At 47.6% G+C, this 18,932-nt stretch carries 23 protein-coding genes; 1 reads left to right on the forward strand and 22 read right to left on the reverse strand.

From position 1 onward, the window contains the following. Window positions 1-80: 80 nt before the first annotated feature. The 14 genes from MHB72_RS12635 to MHB72_RS12700 all read right to left on the reverse strand — a co-directional run bounded on the left by MHB72_RS12635 (window position 81) and on the right by MHB72_RS12700 (window position 12,938). A complete protein-coding gene (locus tag MHB72_RS12635) occupies window positions 81-1,265 on the reverse strand; it encodes a pyridoxal phosphate-dependent aminotransferase (protein WP_023857423.1) in 1,185 nt (394 codons plus the stop codon). A 21-nt stretch (window positions 1,266-1,286) separates the two neighbouring features. Beyond that, entirely contained in the window at window positions 1,287-1,772 is a 486-nt protein-coding gene (gene tseB / locus MHB72_RS12640; protein WP_216920191.1) for a cell wall elongation/penicillin-binding protein regulator TseB, read from the reverse strand. 9 nt (window positions 1,773-1,781) lie between these two features. Beyond that, entirely contained in the window at window positions 1,782-1,952 is a 171-nt protein-coding gene (locus MHB72_RS12645; RefSeq protein ID WP_003182913.1) for a YpmA family protein, read from the reverse strand. Between the two features lie 152 nt (window positions 1,953-2,104). Next, window positions 2,105-4,897 carry an ATP-dependent DNA helicase DinG gene (dinG, locus tag MHB72_RS12650; protein ID WP_075213149.1) on the reverse strand — a complete coding sequence of 931 codons (2,793 nt, stop codon included), beginning with the start codon at window positions 4,895-4,897 and terminating at the stop codon, window positions 2,105-2,107. 123 nt (window positions 4,898-5,020) lie between these two features. After that, window positions 5,021-5,404 (reverse strand): aspartate 1-decarboxylase, encoded by a 384-nt coding sequence (panD, locus tag MHB72_RS12655; RefSeq protein WP_003182918.1) that lies wholly within the window; start codon window positions 5,402-5,404, stop codon window positions 5,021-5,023. Beyond that, entirely contained in the window at window positions 5,404-6,270 is an 867-nt protein-coding gene (panC, locus tag MHB72_RS12660; protein WP_020451929.1) for a pantoate--beta-alanine ligase, read from the reverse strand. The genes panD and panC overlap by 1 nt, the downstream gene beginning before the upstream one ends. A gap of 2 nt (window positions 6,271-6,272) precedes the next feature. Next, entirely contained in the window at window positions 6,273-7,106 is an 834-nt protein-coding gene (gene panB, locus MHB72_RS12665) for a 3-methyl-2-oxobutanoate hydroxymethyltransferase (protein ID WP_020451930.1), read from the reverse strand. Between the two features lie 248 nt (window positions 7,107-7,354). Continuing rightward, on the reverse strand, window positions 7,355-8,338 hold the full coding sequence (locus tag MHB72_RS12670; protein WP_216920186.1) for a biotin--[acetyl-CoA-carboxylase] ligase: 984 nt from the start codon (window positions 8,336-8,338) through the stop codon (window positions 7,355-7,357). Next, a complete protein-coding gene (locus MHB72_RS12675; RefSeq protein ID WP_050820864.1) occupies window positions 8,323-9,516 on the reverse strand; it encodes a CCA tRNA nucleotidyltransferase in 1,194 nt (397 codons plus the stop codon). Before MHB72_RS12675 ends, MHB72_RS12670 begins: the two co-directional genes overlap by 16 nt. Then, complete coding sequence (gene bshA, locus MHB72_RS12680; protein WP_023857430.1) at window positions 9,476-10,657, reverse strand: N-acetyl-alpha-D-glucosaminyl L-malate synthase BshA; 1,182 nt, start codon at window positions 10,655-10,657, stop codon at window positions 9,476-9,478. The genes MHB72_RS12675 and bshA overlap by 41 nt, the downstream gene beginning before the upstream one ends. Next, window positions 10,657-11,358, reverse strand: coding sequence for a bacillithiol biosynthesis deacetylase BshB1 (gene bshB1, locus MHB72_RS12685; protein WP_020451935.1), 702 nt, complete (start codon window positions 11,356-11,358; stop codon window positions 10,657-10,659). Before bshB1 ends, bshA begins: the two co-directional genes overlap by 1 nt. Continuing rightward, on the reverse strand, window positions 11,351-11,764 hold the full coding sequence (gene mgsA / locus MHB72_RS12690; protein WP_020451936.1) for a methylglyoxal synthase: 414 nt from the start codon (window positions 11,762-11,764) through the stop codon (window positions 11,351-11,353). Before mgsA ends, bshB1 begins: the two co-directional genes overlap by 8 nt. A gap of 19 nt (window positions 11,765-11,783) precedes the next feature. Further along, the gene (gene dapB, locus MHB72_RS12695) at window positions 11,784-12,587 is read right to left on the reverse strand and encodes a 4-hydroxy-tetrahydrodipicolinate reductase (protein ID WP_020451937.1); all 804 of its coding nucleotides are present in this window, start codon (window positions 12,585-12,587) and stop codon (window positions 11,784-11,786) included. A 12-nt stretch (window positions 12,588-12,599) separates the two neighbouring features. Beyond that, window positions 12,600-12,938, reverse strand: a complete 339-nt coding sequence (locus MHB72_RS12700; RefSeq protein ID WP_023857432.1) for a nucleotide pyrophosphohydrolase — start codon at window positions 12,936-12,938, stop codon at window positions 12,600-12,602. Between the two features lie 137 nt (window positions 12,939-13,075). Between MHB72_RS12700 and MHB72_RS12705 the strand changes: the two genes are divergently transcribed. Next, entirely contained in the window at window positions 13,076-13,948 is an 873-nt protein-coding gene (locus MHB72_RS12705) for a YitT family protein (protein ID WP_023857433.1), read from the forward strand. A 44-nt stretch (window positions 13,949-13,992) separates the two neighbouring features. Here MHB72_RS12705 and ypjB read toward each other — a convergent pair whose 3' ends face one another. The 8 genes from ypjB to MHB72_RS12745 form a co-directional block, all read right to left on the reverse strand. Beyond that, window positions 13,993-14,793: a sporulation protein YpjB gene (gene ypjB / locus MHB72_RS12710; protein ID WP_035338516.1), complete on the reverse strand. Its 801-nt coding sequence runs from the start codon at window positions 14,791-14,793 to the stop codon at window positions 13,993-13,995. A gap of 74 nt (window positions 14,794-14,867) precedes the next feature. Then, window positions 14,868-15,434: a DUF1405 domain-containing protein gene (locus MHB72_RS12715; RefSeq protein WP_371268734.1), complete on the reverse strand. Its 567-nt coding sequence runs from the start codon at window positions 15,432-15,434 to the stop codon at window positions 14,868-14,870. Window positions 15,435-15,504: 70 nt separating this feature from the next. Then, window positions 15,505-15,654, reverse strand: coding sequence for a hypothetical protein (locus MHB72_RS12720; protein WP_164468298.1), 150 nt, complete (start codon window positions 15,652-15,654; stop codon window positions 15,505-15,507). A 35-nt stretch (window positions 15,655-15,689) separates the two neighbouring features. Further along, window positions 15,690-16,457 (reverse strand): menaquinol-cytochrome c reductase cytochrome b/c subunit, encoded by a 768-nt coding sequence (locus tag MHB72_RS12725; protein ID WP_020451942.1) that lies wholly within the window; start codon window positions 16,455-16,457, stop codon window positions 15,690-15,692. A 32-nt stretch (window positions 16,458-16,489) separates the two neighbouring features. Next, the gene (gene qcrB / locus MHB72_RS12730) at window positions 16,490-17,164 is read right to left on the reverse strand and encodes a menaquinol-cytochrome c reductase cytochrome b subunit (protein ID WP_003182952.1); all 675 of its coding nucleotides are present in this window, start codon (window positions 17,162-17,164) and stop codon (window positions 16,490-16,492) included. 2 nt (window positions 17,165-17,166) lie between these two features. After that, window positions 17,167-17,673, reverse strand: a complete 507-nt coding sequence (locus MHB72_RS12735; RefSeq protein WP_003182954.1) for a QcrA and Rieske domain-containing protein — start codon at window positions 17,671-17,673, stop codon at window positions 17,167-17,169. Between the two features lie 146 nt (window positions 17,674-17,819). Then, window positions 17,820-18,266, reverse strand: a complete 447-nt coding sequence (locus MHB72_RS12740) for a YpiF family protein (RefSeq protein ID WP_025811228.1) — start codon at window positions 18,264-18,266, stop codon at window positions 17,820-17,822. Between the two features lie 82 nt (window positions 18,267-18,348). Beyond that, on the reverse strand, window positions 18,349-18,888 hold the full coding sequence (locus tag MHB72_RS12745; protein ID WP_020451944.1) for a ReoY family proteolytic degradation factor: 540 nt from the start codon (window positions 18,886-18,888) through the stop codon (window positions 18,349-18,351). Between the last annotated feature and the right edge of the window lie 44 nt (window positions 18,889-18,932).

Raw genomic sequence — 18,932 nt, forward strand, 5'->3', positions numbered from 1 at the left:
ATTATACCTTTTTTGATTCGATCAGGTCAATGCAGCTTGCGTGCATGCAAAAAGCGTCCAGCTGCGGACGCTTTCTGCTTCTAGCGGCTGCGATTCACGACAAAGCGGCGAATCCGTGCGACCGCTTCTTCCAAAAGTGACAGGGATGTCGCATACGACAGACGGATGTTGTCCGGTGCGCCGAACCCTGAACCGGGAACAATCGCAACTTTTTCTTCTTCCAAAAGCGCTTCGGCGAATTCATCAACGCTTGAAAAGCCGCACGATTCTGCCGCTTTTTTTGCATTCGGGAACAAGTAGAAGGCCCCTTCAGGCTTCAGGCATGTCAATCCCGGAATGTCAACAAGCAGTTCATACACCTTGTTCAGCCGGTCTTCAAAAGCTTTTCTCATCTCTTCAACAGGCTCGTTTGGTCCATTGTAAGCAGCAATGGCTCCGTATTGTGCGACAGATGTCGGATTTGACGTGCTGTGGCTGGCAAGGTTCGTCATCGCTTTAATGATCGGTTCGCTGCCTGCCGCATACCCGATTCTCCAGCCGGTCATGCTGTGTGACTTGGAAACCCCGTTGATGATTACGGTTTGATTTTTAAGTTCTGGAGAAAGCTGTGCGATGGATACATGTTTTTTTCCGCCGTAAATCAGCTTTTCATATATTTCATCAGATACGATTAGAATGTTGCGGCGAAGGCATACTTCACCGAGCGCTTTCAGCTCTTCTTCCGTATACATCATGCCTGTCGGATTGCTTGGGGAATTGATGATCACAGCCTTCGTTTTTTCCGTGACGGCTTTTTCAAGCTGCTCCGGAGAAATTTTGAAGCTGTTTTCCTCAAGGCCTTCCACAAATACCGGTTTGCCGCCTGCAAGCTTGACTTGTTCAGGATAGCTGACCCAGTACGGAGTCGGAATAATCACTTCGTCCCCTTCGTCGAGGAGCACTTGAAATAGGGTGTAAAGAGCATGCTTTGCACCTGTGCACACGATAACTTCAGATTGGCGGTACTCGATTCCCTGATCGCGCTTGAATTTTTCGCGGATGCTGTCTTTCAGCGCCGCAAGACCTCCGGAAGGCGTGTATTTGGTATGTCCTTCATTCATCGAACGGACAGCCGCCTCAATGATGTGCTCAGGCGTATTAAAATCCGGTTCACCCGCCCCAAGACCGATGACGTCGTGCCCTGCCGCTTTTAAATCTTTTGCTTTTGCAGTGATTGCCAGTGTTGCAGATGGTGTTAACGCTGATACTCTTTTAGCTAGATTCAACTCGATTTCCCCCTGTTTCGTCTAAGGCGTAATACTTTTGTGAATTTTTCCGTTTATAAAGTCCACATAGCTTAAACTGTACTGCCCATCTTTATTTAAGTATGTAACTTCCCACAATAGAACATTGCCTTCCCTTGCAAGGTGCACCTCTTTAAGCTCAGACACAAGGCCTTCATCCTGAACCGCTTTTGAAGCCTGGCGGCCGGTAATGCCGTCTGCCGCTTTTTTGTAAATCGTTTTCTGCTTTTTGTCAGCAGGCACCCAAACATACATTTTGCCGCCTTTTTTGTCCGTCCCTGTGACAATGTACTGCTTTTCTTTGCCGACAAACGTCTCCACGCTGTCAACTTGTTTTAAGCCTGCTTCCTGCTTGGCTGTTTCGGCAGCCTGCTCGTGGCCGCTTTCTTTCTGATCCATAGCCGTACGGTAGACATTCGCTCCCGCAAGAAGTGCTGTTAAAAAGATAATACCAAATATCAGTATGAAAATTAATGTTTTTTTGCCCATTTTCTGCTCCTAAGTACGATAAATCGTAAAAATGGCCTGTTTTTGATCTTCTTCATCGAGAGCGAGGCCGAACATGAGATCATCGCGTTTGAGCGTGCGGTTCAAAAGGTCGACGATTTTATACAGGTCTTCTGAATGCTCAACGCTTACGGTAGATAAAATTTCGATTTTGTTTTCCATTTTTCAAATACCTCCGAACGAAACAATAATTGTAATTCATACTCTCTGTGCCTAAAGCCATACTAGTTGTTACAACGGGATAACCGTTTAAATAAACAGCCTAAAAAATAAAACCTTAATCCACACCATTTAAGAGCCGCTTTATGCGGCTTTTAGCCGTTTTTCCCGGCTATGTACGCTTCAAGCTCAAGGAATGTAGGCTCCATGACTTTTGCAGGGGGCAGAGCCTTCATAAACACCGTACCGTAGGAAGAGGTTCGGATGCGGCGGTCGAGAATCACGACCGTTCCGCTGTCTTTCTCCGAGCGAAGCAGCCTGCCGATGCCCTGCCTGAATGCCAGGACAGCTTCCGGCAGAGATACCGCTTGAAACGGGCTTTCTCCCCTTCTCTTTGCCCGGTCACACTTGGCTGATTCAACGGGGTGGTCTGGCGGCCTGAACGGCAGCCTTGCGATGACCAGCGTCGTCAGCTCGTCACCCGGAAAGTCAACGCCCTCCCAAAAATGGTTCGTTCCGAGAAGAACCGCATGGGGATACGATCTAAACAATTTCATAACCTTGACGGGGCTTCCGCCGGAAATCCCCTGCGCAAGGAGCTGACAAGGAAAGTCTTCCTCTTGTTTTATTGCATGGTAGACATCTCGCAGCATATCATGAGACGTAAACAGGACGAGCACTTTGGCGTTTTTCTGTTTTGCAAGCGCCTTGACATAACGCGTGACATCTCGAATATAGTCTTCAGGATCGTTTTGAATCGGGCTGACATCCGTCGGAATCATGATGTTCATATGCTTATCATAAGAAAAAGGCGCCTCGATTTGCAAGGTCCTCGGATAGAAATCGCTTAAACCGAGCTTTTTGATCATATAGTCAAATGAGTTCTCGACGACAAGCGTCCCCGATGTGAGCACAACGCTTTTTTTCTCGGTGAAAAACCGGTCGGCCAGAATTTCGCTTGTATCAAGCGGCTGAGCGTAAATGGCCGCGGCGTTTTTTGCGCCCTTCGCGTCAATTTCAATCCAGACGACCTCATCTTCGACAGGGTCAAACATCAAGCGGGCGAGCGTCTTTCGATATTCTTCAAGGTCGTCCATGCATGAATCGTATTCCTCTAACAAAAACGCCTGGCGGCTGGTGAAGGAAGCCTGTTTTTCAGCGAGGCTTTTCTTTTGATCCGAAAACAGCCGGTGCATGTCATACAGCAAGGAACACAGTCTTCTCGCGCTTTCTTCAAGCCTGTTCCATGCCCTGCTTTCACCGATTTCGCCGATCTTATATAAGAGACGGTTGAGATCGTTTCTTGGTTTCCTCCGCTTGACAAAAGAATGAACAGCCGTAAAGAACAGATCGCTTTCTTCAAGAAGCTGAGCGAGCCATTCGTCCATTTGGAAAAAAGATTCTGGTGAAATGCCTGCTGACCGGTAGAGGCGTTCGGCTTTTTTTAAAATCCCCCTTTGTTTGAGGGTGCCGAGCCGCATCAACCTTTTATGGAGAAAGACATAGTCTGCTCTTGCCCCATACTGCTCGCCCGCTGCGCGTTCAAAGTGATGGGCTTCATCAATAACAAACGTATCGGCATCACCGGTATGAATTCGCTGATTGGCTTCGTCAGTCAACAGAAGCGCATGATTGGTAATGATCATATCAGCCTTCTGCGCCCGCGCTTTGGCTCTCTCATAAAAACACAGTTTCCTTAGGGTGCTGTTTTCTGCATATGAATGCGAATCATATGCCAGTCTGTCCCACAGAAGCTTTCCGCCTGACGGAAGATTAATTTCCGATAAATCGCCCGTTTCTGTATCTGTCAGCCAGACGAGAATTTGCGCTTTTGCAAGGACGCTATCATAATTGTCATCATCTTCCTGTAAAATATGCTTGAACTTGCGAATGGATAAATAATGAGAGCGGCCCTTTAAAACCGCGGCTTTGACCGGGAAAGGAAAAATCTTTTCCAAAAGCGGGATATCACGGTTGATCATCTGTTGCTGAAGCAATGTCGTATATGTGCTGATCACGACCGGCTTGCCTGTTTGCTTGGCGCGGATTGCAGCCGGCACGAGATATCCGAGCGTTTTTCCGATTCCAGTGGCAGCTTCGATCAGAGCATGCTCATGATTTTGAAAAGCGGTCCAGACCTCCCGCATCATTTTCGTCTGTCCTTCTCTCTTGTCAAACCGGTCGTCCAATGAAGAAAGTCCGCCGTCTTTTTCCCAAATAAGCGGCTCTGTCTGCGGGACCCGGCTCTTATGACCGGCCTCTTCATCCTCGTCTTCAGGGGTCCTGATCACAAAGGAACCAACCTTCATAAAGCCGGCATCAAGTTCGGCATCGGCGCCTTTTTCAGCGATCAAGCCGTCAAAAAGCTCCTGCGCGTCACTGATCAAATGCCAGGATAAACGTCTGATTGATTTCAAAACCGAAATCGGCAGCCTTTTCAGTCTGTCCATCATATGTAAAAAGATCAAAGCGGTCACTTCCGCATCGCTGTCAGCCCTGTGCGGGTTTTCATGGCGAATCTGAAGCTCTTCGCTCAGCTCAGTCAATTTATAGCCGTCAAAACCCGGAAAAACGATTCTCGAAAGCTCCACCGTATCGAGAACGCTGCATTCAAGCTCGCCAAAACCGGCCTGCTGCAGCTCATACTTTACAAAAGCAAGATCAAAATGAATGTTATGAGCGATAAAACAGCTGTCTTGAAGCAGCTCAAAAATATCTTCGGCAATCGCCGAAAATGGCTCTTCATTTTCAACCATTTCATTCGAAATTCCCGTCAGCTGCTCGATAAAAGCGGGAATCGGCTGATTGGGATTCACATATTTGGAGAAACGTTCGGTCATTTGTCCATTTTCAATCACAACCGCTGCAATTTGAATGATTCTGTCGCCTTTTTTTGGCGAATTCCCTGTCGTTTCCACATCAATGACCACATATCGTTGATTGTTCATTCAATGGACACCTCAATTTCGATACCTTCGACAAAAGTGTAACACGTTTTAGAAAGATGCGGGGAAAAAGCTTCGCCTTCTACTCTTTCTAAACGATATGAAAGCCCCCTAAAGGCAAGGGGGCTACAGAATGGTACGGGCGGGCTCCTGACCCAGCATTTCCTCGATTTCGTTTCTCTCGTTCAAAACGGCAACCTTCGGCTTATGGGTCTTTGCTTCCTCTTCAGACATCATGGCATAAGAAACGATGATGACGACATCTCCCACTTGAACAAGGCGGGCGGCAGCTCCGTTTAAACAAACGACGCCGCTCCCCCTTTCACCGGGAATGATGTACGTTTCCAGCCGGGCCCCGTTATTATTATTCACAATTTGCACTTTTTCATTTGCCATCATTCCGACGGCATCCAGCAAATCTTCATCAATTGTCACGCTGCCGACGTAGTTCAAATTGGCTTCCGTCACTCTCGCTCTGTGAAGTTTTGCGCTCATTAACGTACGGTACATCATAAATCCTCCTTTTGATCTGCCGGGATATCGACGATGATATTATCAATTAAGCGGGCTTTGGAAAACTGAACGGCAACCGCTATGATGACTTTTCCAGTCAATGGCTCCCTGATCTCCAGATCGGGATATGAATAAATTTCCGCATAATCGATGACACCGCTCGTTTTTTCAAGAATGCTCCGAACCTCTCGCTTAACAGCTTCCGCATCCCTCTCTCCATCACGGATCAGCTCGGCGCCGCGCTGAAGGGCTTGATAGAGAGCGGGTGCTTCCTGCCGTTCTTCTGCTCGCAGGTTGACATTTCTTGAGCTTTTGGCAAGCCCGTCTTCTTCCCGTTTTGTTTCAACCGGGATCAGCTCAATATCCATGAAAAAGTCGTTGATCAGCCCGTCGACAACGGCAACCTGCTGCGCATCTTTCATGCCAAAATAAACCCTTGTCGGAAAGGTGAGATTGAACAGCTTTGTGAGCACTGTTGCGACACCGTCGAAATGACCTTCCCTTGAACGGCCGCAAAGGACGTCCGTCCGCTTTTTCACGCTTGCGGTAACCGTCGACTCCTGACCGTACATTTCTTCAGGCTCAGGAGTGAACAAGATGTCCACTCCTCCGTCAGCCGCAAGCTGCCGGTCCCTTTCGATATCTCTCGGGTACGCTTCATAGTCTTCACCCGGACCGAACTGCATAGGATTGACAAAAATGCTCATCACGACAATATCATTGTCTTTTCGCGCTTTTTCCACAAGCGACATATGGCCTTCATGAAGGAAGCCCATTGTCGGCACAAAACCGATCGTTTTGCCTTCTTTGCGATAATTTTTCGTTGCATTTTGTATATCTTTTGCTGTATGGATCTGAATCATGCTTATTTCCCTCCGTATAATCCTTCAAGAACTTGCTGATCGATACGGAATGAATGAGCATCTTCAGGAAACACGCGGCTTCTGACATCCTCAACATATCCTCGAAGCGCTTGTTCAAGTGGCTGATCGATTTGCACATACTGTTTTACAAATTTAGGCGTCCGGCTCACTCCGTGTCCGACAACATCGTGGTAAACGAGAACTTGTCCGTCTGTACCAGGGCCTGCTCCAATGCCGATGACAGGAATCGTGAGCTCCTTTGAAATCTGTTCAGCGAGCGCTGCCGGGACGCATTCGAGAACGAGCGCAATTGCGCCTGCTTCTTCACAGCGCCTGCTGTCTTCAATCAGCTTGCGGGCGCTTTCTTCATCTTTCCCCTGAACTTTATAGCCTCCCAAGACACCGACGGATTGAGGAGTCAAGCCTAAGTGGCTGACAACAGGTATTCCGCCGCGTGTTAAAGCCGTGATCGTCTCAAATACACCGTCGCCGCCTTCAAGCTTCAAAGCATCGGCTCCGCTTTCCTGAACGATCGCCGCGGCATTATTCAGAGCGCTTTCCAAAGAGCAGTGATAAGACATAAACGGCATATCCGTCACCACAAACGTATCTTTTGCCCCGCGTTTGACGGCTTTTGTATGGTGGATCATATCAGCGACCGTCACAGATACGGTCGAATCAAGGCCGAGCACAACCATGCCGAGCGAATCGCCGACAAGAATCATATCGACGCCGGCCTGTTCGGCAAGCTTTGCCGCCGGGTAATCGTAGGCCGTCAGCATGACGATCGGCTCTCCCTCTTGTTTCATTTTTAGAAAATCAATCTTTGTCTTCATGTTTTCTCCTCCTCTTTTTCAGAGGAGATGAGCTGCCGTGCTTGCATGAGCATCTTTTCGGACAGCAAAAAAACCTTCCGGCAAGAAGAAGGATTTCGAATCGTCCGTGTTCGGCAAGAATCATCCCTCTGTCCCAGTCCTTTTTGGATCAAGGCAGACTGTTTTTTATCAGTTGCATGTTTTCCAGGTGCAGTTCCTACAGGATACTGCCCATCCGAAGTATACCAAAAACGCATGGATCCTTCCAACTATGACGGATTTATATCGATATCGGCGGAGTATATTTTTTTGATGCCGTCACTCGTTTCCAGGATCAAGACGCCTTCTTCGTCTATTCCCAGCGCTTTGCCGTGAAACGTTCCGTTCAGCGTTCTGGCCGTCAATTCACGGTTCAGGCTCAAAGCGTAGCTCTCCCATAAAAGCTTGATCGGTTCGAAACCGTAGGCGAGATAGTCTTCATACCTTTTTTCAAATGTCGCCATTATCGTTTGAATCAAAGCGGCTCTGTCGATTTTTTCACCGCTTGCGAGACGAAGGCTTGTCGCTGTTTCTTTTAATTCTTCCGGAAAGTCGCCAGCAAGCTGATTGACGTTGATCCCCATTCCGACGATGACAGAATGGACCTGATCGGCTTCCGCCTGCAGTTCGGTTAAGATCCCGACGACTTTTTTGCGGTTGATCAAAATATCGTTCGGCCATTTGATTTCAGCTGCGATGCCGGTTTGCTCTTCGACTGCCTGAACGGTCGCGACTGCGGCTAAAAGCGTCAGCTGCGGCGTTTTTTGCACGGGCATTTCAGGTCTTAAAATGATGCTCATCCAAATGCCGTTTCCTTCTGGGGAATGCCATGCTCTCGCCATTCTTCCCCTTCCTTCAGTCTGCTTGTCGGCAACGATGATCGTTCCTTCCGGCGCACCGTTGTTTGCTAGCTCATGGGCGATTTTTTGAGTTGATGAGACGACATCCTGAAAATGGATGGTCTGTCCCATTTTTTTCGTTTTTAACCCGAGCCTGATTTCATCTTCGGTGATTTTGTCAGGTTTTTTTATCATTTTATAGCCGAGCTTTCGGACCGCTTCAAGTTCATATCCCGATTTTCTCAGATCTTCGATATGCTTCCAAACGGCGGTCCTTGAGCATCCGAGCTCTTCGCTGATTTTCTGGCCTGAAATGAATTCGCCGTCGGCCTCTGTAAACAATTGAATGAGTTTCTTTCTTAAATTTGACTGCATGAATCCAGCCACTCCTCTATGGCTTTTTTTTGATTGGCAAGCTCCCCGTTTAACACGGCCCGCTCAATCCGTTTCAAATCATCGGACACCCATTTCCCGGCCGGCTTCTTTCTGAAATTCAACAAATCGCTTCCAGACACCGCCAGGTCTTTCAGGCTTTTAATCGGAAGCGCGCGGTACGACTGTCTGATTTCAGCCAGCCGCTTTTCATCGATTGCCTGCTTGTCCCTTAAGCTGCGGATGGCGGAAGCGGACAGCAGCGTCTCTTCCCCCGCCTCATACATCGAGACGGCATCCCATTTTTGATCGATTCGTTCAGCCGTCAGGAGCGCCTGTTTTATGACTTTCCCCGGAAGCTTCCACCCTTTTAAAAACCGGTGAGCCTCAGCGGAATCGAGTGATATCATGTGAATGAAAGCCGCCCATATATCCGCTCTTTTTTGAAGTTGGTAAAAAGGAAAAGCACGGGCAGCCAGAACGCGCTCCTTTTTGCCGTCCAGCCCCGGAAGCTCTTTGTAAAGCCCTGTTTCAGCCGCCGCTTCCAAAGCCCTGTCCGCCGCTTTTCCTTTTAAAAGCTTTTCGAATTCAACCGTTTTCCGCTCTGTAGAAATATGAGCCAAGAGCAGACGGTTTTCGCAAATCGCTTTTTTTGTATTTGGAGAAAGCTCAAACTCGAGCTGACTCATAAAACGGAGCGCCCGCAGCATGCGTAGCGCATCTTCGTGAAAACGCTCCGCCGGGTCGCCGACCGTTTGAATCAATTTTTCCCGTATGTCGCGGAGTCCGCCGAAATAGTCGATCAGTCTCCCCTGTTCATCCATCGCCATGGCATTAATCGTCAAGTCCCGCCTCTTCAGGTCTTCTTTCAGCGATTTGATAAACTGAACGCCGCTCGGCCTTCTGTAATCCTCGTACTCAAGCTCTGCGCGAAAGGTCGTCACCTCATAGGATTCTCCTTCAAAGAGGACGATGATGGTTCCGTGTTCCTTTCCGACATCAACGGTTTTCGGAAAAATGGCTTCAATTTCTTCCGGGGATGCATCTGTAGCGATGTCAATATCACCGATATCCCGGTTCATTTGGGCATCCCTGACAGATCCGCCTACAAAGTAGGCCTGCCGGCCGTGTTTTTTCAGCTCACGAAGGAGAGGAAGAGCCTTCAAAAAGAGATCCTCCATTGTCACACTCCCCGTCTGTTAATTGTTGATAAATTTCTTCATATTGCGCGATGATTTTACTGGAAGAAAAGCGCTCCTTGATGCTTTCTAGCGCCGCTTCCGCAAACTGGCGCTGCAGGCTTTCATCAGTCAGCAAATGGAGCGCTTTACGAGCTGCGCCTTCAATATCTCCTACATCGACCAAGTAACCGGATTTACCGTTTTTGATCACCTCGGGAATCCCTCCGATATTGGTGCCGATGCACGGAACGCCGCAGGCCATCGCCTCCAGCAGCACTAAACCGAAGCTTTCCTTCTCGGACAAAAGCAGCTTTAAATCGCTGATGGCGTAAAGCTCTTCTACGCTGTCCTGTTTGCCCAGGAAAAGAACATCATCTTTTAGTCCGAGCTGTCTGACAAGCTGGCAGATCACGGTCATCTCCGGCCCGTCGCCGACGAGAATCAGCTTCGACTTCATTCGTTTGACAATGCTGCTGAAGACATGGATGACGTCCTGCACGCGCTTCACCTGTCTGAAATTGGATACGTGGATGATCACTTTTTCATCAGGGGCGATGCCGTACTGCTCTTTCAGCGAATGATGCTCCTGCTTTTTTAAATACACGCGCTCATCCACAAAATTATAGATCGTTTCGATTTTTTTGTTCGGTTTGATCAAATCGTACGTTTGCGCAGCAAGAGCTGAAGAAACCGCTGTTACGCGGTCAGACGACTCGATCGCAAACTTGATCAGATCTTTTAAAGACGGATCATAGCCGAGAACGGTTATATCTGTGCCGTGCAGCGTTGTGACCGTTTTAATGTTTCCGTTCAGCATTTGCTTCGCTAAAAAAGCGGAAATCGCGTGAGGCACCGCGTAGTGGGCATGCAGAACATCAAGCTGTTCCCGCTTCGCCACCTCCGCCATTTTGCTGGCCAAAGCCAAATCATACGGCGGGTGCTTAAACACGGCATATTGATTGACTTCGACTTCGTGAAAATAGATGTTGGAATACACTTTATTGAGCCTGTACGGAACACTTGATGTAATAAAATGAATTTCATGTCCTTTTTCCGCAAGGAGCTTGCCGAGTTCGGTAGCGATAATTCCTGATCCTCCGACACTCGGATAACATGTGATTCCGATTTTTAACTGTTTCATCATCCGCCCCCAAATAAATCGTTGTTTAACAGAAGAGTCCGCTTTGAAAAAAACCCTTCCGCGTATGCGACGCCGACCTCTTTTCCCAAAAGCTTTTCCCTTGCTTCGACCGTTTCAATATATCCGTTCGTCAGCGGTGTTTCAACCGACTGCCGGGAACGGGTGAACTGGCTCTGATAAGCAGCAAGGCTTTCCTTTTTTTGATTGATCGTTTCGGAAATGTCGATGACAAATTCAGGTTTGTGAAAACCGTTGATCATATAGTAGTACACGTTTTGGACTTTATGGGCCGGCTGTTTTTCTGCATCTTCGTATTTATGTATTCCAGCGGAAAAGACCGCTTCTTCGACGATTTCCGCTGCGTGCCCGTGATCGGGATGCCGGTCCTTCGGATAAGGGACAAAGACAAGCTTCGGCTTATGTTTTCGAATGACGGCAACCGCTTCCCTGATCGCCTCCTGGCTGGGAAACAGCCCCCTGTCCGGCAGCGTGAGGGAAATCCGCGCGCTGGCGCCGAGAATGTCGGCCGCCTGCGCCGCTTCGCTTTTTCTCGTTTCGACTGTTCCGTTTGAAGACAGTTCAGCCTGGGTTAAATCGCAGATGCCAATTTGAAAGCCTTTTTTAGTATATTTGGCAATGGTTCCTCCCATGCCGATTTCTACATCATCGCTGTGCGCGCCGAAAGCCAGTATATCAAGCATCTCGATCCCCGCCGTGGACAATGTTTCTGAATTCAAACGCGCCTTCCTCGACAGATCGGATCAAGATTTCCGCCGTTCCCATATTGGTGGCGAGCGGAATGGCATAAACATCAGACAAGCGGATAAGAGCTGACACATCAGGTTCGTGCGGCTGGGCCGTCAGCGGGTCTCTCAGAAAAATCACAAGGTCGATGTCATTTTTCGCGATTAAAGCACCGATCTGCTGGTCTCCGCCTAGCGGTCCCGATTGAAAACGCACGACGGGCAGCCCTGTCGCTTCGGTGATTTTTAAACCGGTCGTCCCTGTCGCAAACAGCTCGTGCTTTTTTAAAATATCTTTATAAGCGGTCGTCAGCTGAATCATGTCCTGTTTTTTTCGGTCATGGGCAATTAAGGCGATTTTCAAAGCGATTTCCCCCTTCTTGTTACTCTATGATATTTTCAAGGCCGTAGACAAGCTGATCGATTTTCATCACTTGTTCAACAGCCAGTTTCACACCAGACATAAAAGATGCGCGGTTGTATGAATCATGACGGATTTTCAAGGTTTGGCCGTCTCCGCCGAACATCACTTCCTGATGGGCGATCAATCCCGGCAGACGAACGCTGTGGAGACGGATTCCGTTTTGATCGGCTCCTCTTGCTCCCGGCAGAATTTCTTTTTCATCCGGATGCCCCTGCATTTTCGCTTCGCGAACAGCCGAAATCATTTCCGCCGTTTTCAAGGCCGTTCCGCTTGGTGCGTCAAGCTTTTGATCATGGTGCTGTTCAATGATTTCGACATCGGTAAAATAGTTGGCAGCCATTTGCGAAAACTTCATCATCAACACGGCTCCGAGCGCGAAGTTTGGCGCGATGATGGCTCCGATCCCCTTCTCGTCGGTCAGTTCCATAAGCTCGTTCAAGTCACTCTCAGAAAATCCTGTCGTTCCCACAACAGGACGGACGCCGTGCTCCAGCGCGATTTTTGTATGTAGCTTGCCGATTTCCGGCGTTGTCAAATCAATCAGAACGTCCGGAGCCGTTTCTGAAAAGCATTCGGTAATATCGGTGTAAATGACGGCTTCTGAACTTGATATCATCACGTCTGACAGCTTTTCACGGTTATATGTACGGTCGATTGCACCGACAAGCTCAAAATGTGCGGTATCTTCAACAAGTTTGACCGCTTCGCTTCCCATTCTTCCGCGCGGTCCTGCTATTGCGATTTTAATGGTCTCCTTTTGCATCTTGATTCTCCTCTACTTTCCTTCTTCTTTTCTTGTCCAGCGGTCTTTGTCACGGGTGTTGAACTTCTCCATGACCATATCATGCGCTTCATCCAATGATATATGAAGCGAATTCGCAAGACAAACTAAAACGAACAATACGTCGCCGATTTCTTCATCGATCTTTTTTTCCGATTCGGTTTTTTTCTTCGGCTTTTCACCGTAATGATGGTTGATTTCCCTCGCCAGTTCGCCAAGCTCTTCCGTCAGCCTGGCCATCATGGCAAGCGGACTGAAATAGCCTTCTTTAAACTGGCCGATATATTCGTCAACCTCACGCTGTATATCTTTCATCGTTTTTTCTTTCGTCATGCTGACAAAACCTCCTGTCATCTCTTACATGTTAGCGAATTCAAACAAGTTTGACAAATGTTTAAGACGGGTTTGCTGTTTTAAAACGGATACACTATAATATTAACGCCAGCTTATGGAAGGAAAGGAGTTTTTTTATGTTCGGAGACATCAGAATGAAGAACGTCCTGTTTATTTTAGCAGGCGCCGCTGTTTTTTCCTTTGGACTCGTTCATTTTAATATGCAGAACAACTTGTCGGAAGGCGGTTTTACCGGCATTACCCTGCTGCTTTATTTCCTGTTTAACATCGATCCTTCCATATCCAATCTGGTGCTGAACATCCCGGTCTTCTTCATCGGCTGGAAACTCCTCGGCAGAACGGTCTTCTCATATACCATTCTCGGCACAGTCAGTCTGTCGGTGTTTTTATGGATTTTTCAGCGCTTCCAGATTCATATGCCGCTACAAAACGATCTTGCGCTCGCGGCTCTTTTTGCAGGCGTTTTTATCGGTACCGGATTGGGCATTATTTTCAGATACGGCGGAACGACGGGCGGCGTCGATATTATTGTGCGGCTGATCAACAAATATTTTCAAGTGCCGATGGGCAAAGCCATGTTTGTGTTTGACGCCTGCGTCATTACATTATCCCTTATTTTTTACCTCTCCTATAAGGAAGCGATGTACACGCTTGTTGCCGTATTTGTCGCCTCAAAGGTCATCGATTTTATGCAGGAAGGCGGTTATGCTGCAAAAGGCGCCACCATCATCTCTGAAAAAAACGACCAGATCCAGCGCAAAATCATTGAAGAAATGGAAAGAGGCGTCACGGTTTTAAAAGGTCAGGGGTCATATACGAAAACAGAGCGGGACGTTCTCTACTGCGTCGTTCCGAAAAATGAGGTTTTCCAGCTGAAAAACGTGATTACCTCGGTCGACCCGCACGCTTTTGTAGCCGTAAGCGACGTACACGACGTTCTGGGAGAAGGGTTTACGCTTGATGAGAACAAAAATCCCATCACACGCTGATTGAAGGTCAGCAAAAAAAAGAAGCTCGCGATCAGCGGAGCTTCTTATTTCGGCCAATCTTTTTCTCTTTTTCTGCGCCTGTCCTCTTCAGCTTTATACTTTCTGAAACCGACATATGTCAGCGTCGAGAGGATAATGCTTCCTGTCGTCAGGATGACCCATAATAGTGAAGGGTCTGCATCATCTTCTTCTACTTGATCAAACACATCTTCCAAATCTTTTTCCAAAAGCGTCAGCCTTTCCAGCTTGCTGCTTTCCGTCATTTGCTGAAAGCCCCCGTTTTCCACGACCGCAATATGGTTGGAGACGCTTTTTAACTGCTTTGGCGAAACATCAATCGTTAAGCTTGGATAAATCGTATCATACAAGGATAAAAAATGATTCCACTTTTCCCTGAATGTCAGGTTGTCTTCTTTCTGAATCCCGGCCTTCAAAGCGCTGAAAGAATCCATGATCGGCTTTTTCAAACTGCTCCACAGCGGATCATGGTCAGATTCTATGGCGTCCATCAGCATTCTAAACTGGGCAGCGGCTTTAAATTTTTCCTGCTGTGCGACATCTTCGCTTTCCAGCCTTTTCAGCGTATCATGGTAGGCCAGACTGACCTGGCGGATTTCCGAGCCTGTCATAATACCCTCTGTTTCCCCATTCTCCGCTGCTTTCAGCCGTTTTTCAAAGTATTGAAGAATTTGTACCGCTTCCTCATATTGAGACTGCCTTGTTAGCTGGAATACCGTATCTGACAGTTCCGTCAATTCCTGCAAAGCCAATGATTCTTTCGCTTTTAAACCGGCCGCAGGAAAAACAAGCGCAAGCATCATGCAAAGGATCACCTTTCGTATCATTACGGTCCCTCCCACTCCTTCTATTAAAGCGTATGAAGAGAGGGACAAGGTTAGACCTAGATTGTGAATCCGTGTTACAGCTTAAAAGCTTTCCGGGACAAAACCAAGTAATAGGCCAAAGCGATCGAAGCGATACTGAGCCAAAATGTAAAATAGCCGATCTGCGGCATATATTGATCGAGCATTGAATAATTCGGCATCATGCCAAACAAGTAATCAATGACATCATTATGCAGCGTCCAAACAGCCGCAAGCGCCAAATGCCACCCTTTAAACCGGTAATGAGGGGCGTACAGCACGCCTTGCACAGCCATTGCGAAATGCGACGCGATCAGCATATAGCCCGTCCAATGGAGGCTTCCGGACACCGCAAGCACAAGAATATTCATCACAACCGCCCACAGCCCGTATTTGACGAGCGTAACAAGCGCAAGCGCCTCAAAGAGAGGAGCATTCCTTCCCAATAAAAGTCCGATGAGAACAAATAAAAAAAACAATGTCGCCGTCGGGCTGTCGGGAACGAAAATCAGAAATTTCGCAGGCGTATTCGTCAGTTGCGGAAGGTACCAGTAATACCCGTAAACCGTACCGAAGAAATTAATGATCAAAAGCAGCAGAAGCAGCGGCTTTTGAGCGAGCATGTAGGAAATCAGTTTCAAAGCAATCAACTCACAGTCTCTTTAAATAAAAAAAGCCGCCGCCGAGTCAGCTTCACAGACTGACCGCAGAAACGTGCGCCAAGAAGCAGCGGCCTTTCCGGCTTCCGTACGGTTCACGATCAGCAGCGGTCAAAATTGAAAAGGCCATCGACATCGTCGACAGCCCGAGAGGCTGACTTGGCGTCAGCTTCAGCTCTATCAAGAGTATAGCCTGCCTTCATCAACTTGACAACCGTTTTATTTCGCCGTTGTTTCGGAGATGAATTTAGACAGTTCTTTAAGCTCTTTATCAGATCCTTTAAAAACGCCAGCAGGCATTTCGCCTTTTCCTTCCTTGGCGATTTTCGCAATCTCTTCCGGAGACAAGCCGTTGTCAACGAGAGACGGGCCTGCCGCTCCTCCCTGCATGTTGTCTCCATGGCACGAAATACAGCCTTGCTCCTGATAAATCTTATACCCTGCTGCACTCGTATCTATATTGGCCTCTTCCTTGATCTTACCCTGCTCTTCAGCAGCGGCCCAGTCGTGGGTGACAACGGACTGCCATGTTAAGAAAATCGTCGCTGAAATTGCCAAAAGCATCAACCCTACGGCAACCGGGCGTTTAAACGGCCTTCTTTCAGGGCCTCTGTCAAGAAACGGTGCCAATAATAGCGCTCCGAATGCAATTGTCGGAATAATAATTGCGCCGACCACCGTATACGGCCCGGCAGCATATTCGTATTTCAGCAATTGGTAAAGAAATAGAAAATACCAGTCTGGCAAAGGTATGTAGCCGGTATCGGTCGGATCTGCCATCCGCTCGAGCGGAGGCTCATGCACGATGGTCAGCACGAGAAAACCGACAAGGAAAACCGCCCCGACCATCCATTCTTTCAACAGGAAATTCGGCCAGAACGCTTCCGTTTTCCCTGGAAATTCAGAATAATCTTTTGGAATATTCGGTTTTCTTTCCGCCGGGATCCGTGAATCACCGACAAACTTCATCCCTTTTCCCCTCTTCATGCCATCCCCTCCTTCTCAATTGAGTCGCTCGCTTACAGCGGCCCAGAAATTCCTTGCTTGCGAATCATGATAAAGTGTGCAGCCATCAGTCCGAACAGAGCGGCTGGCAGGAAAAAGACGTGTATGGCAAAAAAGCGCGTCAACGTCTGAGCGCCGACAATATCCGGATGACCGGCAAGCAGCGTTTTAATTTCCGAGCCGATCAGCGGCGTCGCCTCAGCAATCTGCAAACCTACTTTTGTCGCAAACAGAGCTTTCATATCCCAAGGCAAAAGGTAGCCTGTAAAACCTAAACCGAGCATGACAAAGAAGATCAAAACGCCGACAATCCAGTTCAGCTCTCTCGGCTTCTTATAGGCCCCCTGGAAGAAAACCCTGAGCGTATGAAGAAACATCATCACAATGACCAAGCTTGCCCCCCAGTGGTGCATTCCCCTTACAATCTGTCCGAACGCCACTTCATTCTGCAAATAATAAACAGATTCCCAGGCGTTTTTAATATCCGGAACGTAATACATCGTCAAAAACATGCCGGACAGCACCTGAATCACCGTAACGAAAAACGTCAATCCCCCGAAGCAGTACACGAAAGCTGAAAAATGGTGAGCCGGGTTCACGTGTTCAGGAACTTCATGGTCGGCGATGTCCCGCCAGAGCGGCGTAATGTCAAGTCTTTCGTCCACCCAGTCATAAATTTTGTTTAGCATGATCACCCATCCTTCCTCGGCTTGGCTTTCCCTAAGTAAAGGTAGCCGTCTTTAACCTCTTGCTCATAGCGGTCCAAAGGAGCAAGAGGCGGAGTTCCGGGCACGTTGGTACCATCCTTTTCATAAAGTCCGTAATGGCACGGACAAAAGAACTTATTCGGATTTTTAGGATCGCTGTTCCAGTTGACCGTACACCCCAAATGTTTACAAACCGGTGATAAAGCTACAATTTCGTCCCCACTTTTGAAAACCCACGCTGATCTCGATTCTTCCGATTCGTACCAGGCATCCACTTGTTTGATTTTAAAATCGAAGCGCTGCGGTTCATTTGTCAGTTCATCAACGCTGACAACCTGAACCATGTCCTGATCTTCAGTCGGCCTTAAAACCGGATCGAGCGCGAAGCGAACCATAGGCATGAGCATCCCCGCCGCCATAAAGCCGCCGACTCCGGTCAGCGTATAGTTTAAAAACTGACGTCTGGATACCCGATGTCTTTTTTCGCTCATCTTCATATCCCCCCTCAAGTCCCCAGCTACAATATAACTGAAATAGAAAAAAATTCATGAAACTAGGACACCCTCATAATATATCAATATTTTAGGAAGGTCAACATTCCCAAAATCATTATACAAAGGAAATGTAAGTGTTTTTATTAAGAGTTCCAATATTGTAACAAAATGTTCAATATTTGCTCAATTTGGTCTTCCAGCAGCTTCTGCTTTAACGAATCCTTCATATGTTCGAGAGGAATCGCCGGAACCCACAGCAGCTTTTGCTCGCTTTCGAGCACCTGCTTCCAGCGTTCATCCGTCGTTAAAAAAACGATGTGGCGAAAATGTTTTCCGGCCATTTCTTTTAAATCGGCGATATGCTGCGCCGATTTTTCATTCGCATCTAAATATGTACAGGGCGGAAACAAATAGATTCTGCCCTTCAGCTGCCTTTCAAGTTCTTCTGCAAGTATAGACGTAAATTCCCCTTTTGATACGGCCGATTTAAACTGATCTCCCAAATTAACCGATATTAAAGGGATGACAGCTGTATCGATGTATTCTTTCGCGTTCAAGTAAATATCCGCATCGTGCGTATTCCATTTCACGGCTCCCGGCCTCCTCGTTTTGACAGCGCTTTCTCCGGAGCTGAACAAGCCTTGCTCTCGGCAAGGCTTGATTGGCAGCGGATTATCGCAGCTGGCTCAGTTGTTTAGCTAGTTTTTCGAAGCTTTCTTTATCTTGGCGGTCAAGCGCTTCATCGATTTCCCGCAGCAGCTTTTGTCTCTGAAAAGTGGAAATGGAATGCTCCAAAATCTGTTCAGCGACAATTTTATCTTTTTCATTTTCATATAGGTCTTTCGGAATATGGGGATTGGCTTCGAGTACAGCCGCATATTCCGGAGAATTATAGGCTGAGCGGAAGTTCAGCTGGATAAAGAGATCCTGCTGCTTATTCAGCCTGATATCATGAAATGATTTTTCTGCATCGGTCGTCATGACATTTTCTTTATAAAAACGAAAAGGCACTTCCTCAACGCAGTGGGTAGACATGATAATGCCCCTCGGACAAAATTCGGCCTGCTCGACAAAATGCACTTTTTCCATCAGCGAGTCATGGCTCATTAAATAATTCAGAATCCATACACACTCTCTTCGTTTCAGCTGATAATGGTTGAGAAACCAGCGGATAAAATCTTTTTTTTCATTGACAGAAACAGGGGTCTGCATGTTATTCCCTCCTCTATCGCATCTTGTGTATTACTTTATAAATT

Source organism: Bacillus sp. FSL K6-1284, assembly GCF_038002625.1.
Classification (GTDB): domain Bacteria; phylum Bacillota; class Bacilli; order Bacillales; family Bacillaceae; genus Bacillus; species Bacillus paralicheniformis.